Below are 3,489 nucleotides of genomic sequence, written 5' to 3'. Positions count from 1 at the left end.
GGGGTGGGCGTACGGCTCGGCGTGGCGCCGGGCGTCGGCGTGGGCGGCGGCGGGAGCCTGCGCCGCAGCTCGGCCAGGTGCTCCTGGTGTCGGCGCAGGAACGGCGCCAGGTCGGCGTCGGCCTCGGCGGCGCGGCCGTACAGGGCGACGGTGCGCTCCTTGTCGGCCACCAGCTCGCGCAGCAGCACGACCTGAGGGTCGGGTGGCTCGGGGGCCGCCTTCCGCTCCGCGGCGCACCCGGACACGGCCGCGGCGGCCAGCCCGGCGGCCGAGCCCCGCAGCAGGACGCGCCTGGTCAGGCGTGGCGGACGCACGGACGGGCCTCCTGGAGAAAAGCGGCGGAAGGGGGGCACCCGGCGAACCCGGGACGGATACGGCCGTGATGCCCCTAGCATGGTACGGCTCGCGGCGTGCGCATTCCGCGTTTACGCACTGGCGTGGCGCGGCACTTCGGCGGGCTCGCCGCAGCGAGTGGCGCTTTTCCACGCCTGGGTGTGGATAGGCTGGTTAACCGCATGGGCGAGGTCCGCCCGATTGAGATCGTGACAATAGGAGGTCGGCATGGGAACAGACGCCTCCCGTGACCGCCTGGTGAAGTTCCTTGATCCGGTGGTGTCCGGCGAGGGGCTCGATCTGGAGGACGTCACGGTCACCCCGGCGGGCAAGCGACGGGTGTTGCGGGTCATCGTCGACCGGGACGGCGGAGTGAGCCTCGACGAGGTGGCCGATGTGAGCCGGGCGATCTCCCAGGCGCTGGACGCCGGAGACGCCATGGGCGCCGCACCGTACGTCCTGGAGGTCACCTCACCGGGTGTGGACCGCCCGCTGACCGAGCCGCGGCACTGGCGGCGCGCGGCCGGGCGGCTGGTCGCCGTGGAGCTGCGCGAGGGCGGCACCGTCGAGGGGCGGGTCCGCGCCGCCGACGACAGCGGCGTGGACCTCGACGTCTCCGGGGAGCCGCGCCGCCTGGACTACCAGGACCTCACCCACGGGCGGGTGCAGGTCGAGTTCCGCCGTCCCGGCGACGCCGACGACACTGACGACGGCGACGACACTGACGACATTGATGACATCGACGGCGACGACGGCCGAGGGGGAGCCTCGTGGACATCGACATGAGCGTTCTGCGCAGCCTGGAGCGAGAGAAGGACATCTCCTTCGACCTGGTCGTCAAGGCCATCGAGGATGCGCTGCTGATCGCCTACTTCCGCACCGACGGCGCGGCCGCCAAGGCCAGGGCCGAGCTGGACCGCCAGTCCGGGCACGTCACCATCTGGGCGGCCGAGGTCGACGAGGCCGGTGAGGTGCTGCGGGAGTACGACGACACCCCGGGCAACTTCAGCCGGATCGCGGCGACCACCGCCAAGCAGGTCATCCTGCAACAGCTCCGGGACGCCGAGGACGAGATCAACTTCGGCGAGTTCGCCAGCCGCGAGGGCGAGCTGGTGGCCGGCATCATCCAGCAGGGCAAGGACCCGCGGATCGTGCTGGTCGACCTCGGCAAGATCGAGGCGGTGCTGCCGCACAACGAGCAGGTCCCCGGTGAGGACTACGTGCACGGCGAGCGCATCCGCTGCTACGTCGTGCAGGTCAAGAAGGGGCACAAGGGCCCGTCGGTGACGCTCTCGCGCACCCACCCCGGCCTGGTCAAGAAGCTCTTCGCGCTGGAGGTCCCGGAGATCGCCGACGGCACGGTGGAGATCGCCGCCGTGGCCCGCGAGGCGGGGCACCGGACCAAGATCGCGGTGCGGTCGCGGCGTCCGGGGGTCAACGCCAAGGGCGCCTGCATCGGGCCCATGGGGTCACGAGTCCGTAACGTCATGACGGAGCTGCACGGCGAGAAGATCGACATCATCGACTGGTCGGAGGAGCCCGCGGAGTTCGTGGGGAATGCGCTCTCGCCGGCCCGCGTTTCGCATGTCGAGGTGGTAAACGCCGACGCCAGGGTGGCCAGGGTCACCGTGCCCGACTATCAGCTCTCTCTCGCGATCGGCAAAGAGGGACAGAACGCCCGCCTCGCGGCAAGGCTCACCGGGTGGCGGATCGACATCCGTCCGGACACCGCGCTCGGTGATGCCGCCGGTCCCGTAGATGCGTCCACGAGGTAAGCTGGAATATGGTGGCCAGGCGGCCCCGCTGAGAACCTGCGTGGGCTGCCGGGTTCGTACGGTCAAGTCCGAGCTGCTCCGCCTGGTGGAGGTCGAGGGCGTCATCGTCCCCGATCCGGCAGGACGGCTGGCGGGCCGTGGTGCCTCGCTGCACCCGGCCCTCGGTTGCCTGGAGCTCGCCGTGCGTCGCCGGGCGTTCCCGCGCGCGTTTCGCGCCGCAGGAGCTCTCGACACAACGCGATTGCGGGCCTACCTGGAGGAGCGAGAGGATGCTGGAGGAACCTCGTGAAGGTTGCCAACTGTCATGTAGGACGCCGAGTTGATGGGCGGGTCAGATAGCGATGAGCGCCTGATGAGCATGCGGCGATGAACACGTCTAGGTAGCGACGGTCCGGCGGCTACAGCCTCCCGGGCCGAGTAAGGGAGTGCAGTGGCGAAGGTCCGGGTCTACGAGCTCGCCAAGGAGTTCGGCGTAGAGAGCAAGGTCGTGATGGCCAAGCTCCAAGAGATGGGCGAGTTCGTGCGGTCGGCGTCCTCCACCATCGAGGCGCCGGTGGTCCGCAAGCTCACCGAAGCTTTCTCGGGTGGGCCGAAAGGCTCGTCCGACAGATCCAGGTCGTCCCAGAAGGCGACCCCCCGGCCGGGTGGCCCCCGTGCCGGAAACGGCGCTCAGGCGCCGATGGGCAAAGTCCCCAAGCCGGGCCCCAGGCCGGGCCCGCGTCCCGGCCCCGCCGGGCGTCCGCCCGTGCCCGCCCCTCCGGGACCGCAGGTCCCGCCGGCGCCGCAGCCGCCGGTCCAGCAACCGCCGGTCCCGCCGCAGCCGCAGCCCGCCCCGCAGGCGGTCCCGCCGCAGCAGGGGCAGCAGCAGCGGCCGGAGGGCGCGCGTCCGTCCGGGCACGCGCAGCGTCCGGGCCCGCAGTCCGGTCCCAAGCCGGGCCCCAGGCCCGCGCCGCGGCCGAGTCCGCAGCAGGGCGGTCCTTCCGCCCCCGCCGCTCCCGGCGGTCGTCCGGGCGGCGAGCGCGGGCCCAAGCCCGGCCCGCGTCCGGGGCCGCGTGGTCCGCGTCCCGGCAACAACCCGTTCTCTTCCAACGCCAGTGGCATGGGCCAGCCCCGTCCGCCGCGTCAGGGCCGTGACGGTGGCCCGCGCGACGGTGGGCCCGGCACCCGTGAGCCGCGCCGCGAGGGCGGCGGTCAGGGTCCGCGCGACGGCGCGATGCCGCGTCCGCCGTCCGGCCGTGGCGGCGCTCCCGGGGCGGGCGGTCCCCGTCCGGGTCCCGGTGGCCCGCGTCCCGGTCCGGGTGCGGGCGGTCCGCGTCCCGGTGGTCCCCGGCCCAACCCGATGATGATGCCGCAGCGTCCGGTCTCCGGTGGCGGCCCAGGC

General features: G+C 72.9%; 4 protein-coding genes and 1 pseudogene. 4 read left to right on the top strand and 1 reads right to left on the bottom strand.

Annotated features, from left to right (window positions below; translation table 11 throughout):
• Positions 1 to 314 (bottom strand): annotated as a pseudogene (locus C1I98_RS36750) (hypothetical protein); the annotation flags it as partial.
• 247 nt (positions 315 to 561) lie between these two features.
• On the opposite strand from C1I98_RS36750, the gene rimP reads away from it, so the two are divergent.
• The 4 genes from rimP to C1I98_RS44710 form a co-directional block, all read left to right on the top strand.
• Complete coding sequence (gene rimP, locus C1I98_RS36745; protein WP_111171882.1) at positions 562 to 1,119, top strand: ribosome maturation factor RimP; 558 nt, start codon at positions 562 to 564, stop codon at positions 1,117 to 1,119.
• A complete protein-coding gene (gene nusA / locus C1I98_RS36740) occupies positions 1,116 to 2,108 on the top strand; it encodes a transcription termination factor NusA (protein ID WP_111171883.1) in 993 nt (330 codons plus the stop codon). The genes rimP and nusA overlap by 4 nt, the downstream gene beginning before the upstream one ends.
• A 40-nt stretch (positions 2,109 to 2,148) precedes the next feature.
• Entirely contained in the window at positions 2,149 to 2,397 is a 249-nt protein-coding gene (locus C1I98_RS36735; RefSeq protein WP_233508499.1) for a YlxR family protein, read from the top strand.
• 141 nt (positions 2,398 to 2,538) lie between these two features.
• Positions 2,539 to 3,489, top strand: a 951-nt coding sequence (locus tag C1I98_RS44710) for a translation initiation factor IF-2 N-terminal domain-containing protein (RefSeq protein ID WP_233508498.1), incomplete at its 3' end; no start/stop codon positions are given.

The sequence above is a fragment of the Spongiactinospora gelatinilytica genome, from assembly GCF_003236385.1.
Classification (GTDB): Bacteria; Actinomycetota; Actinomycetes; order Streptosporangiales; family Streptosporangiaceae; genus Spongiactinospora; species Spongiactinospora gelatinilytica.
The sequence above is the reverse complement of the archived record's forward strand: the minus strand, read 5'-3'. Positions and strand labels throughout refer to the sequence as shown.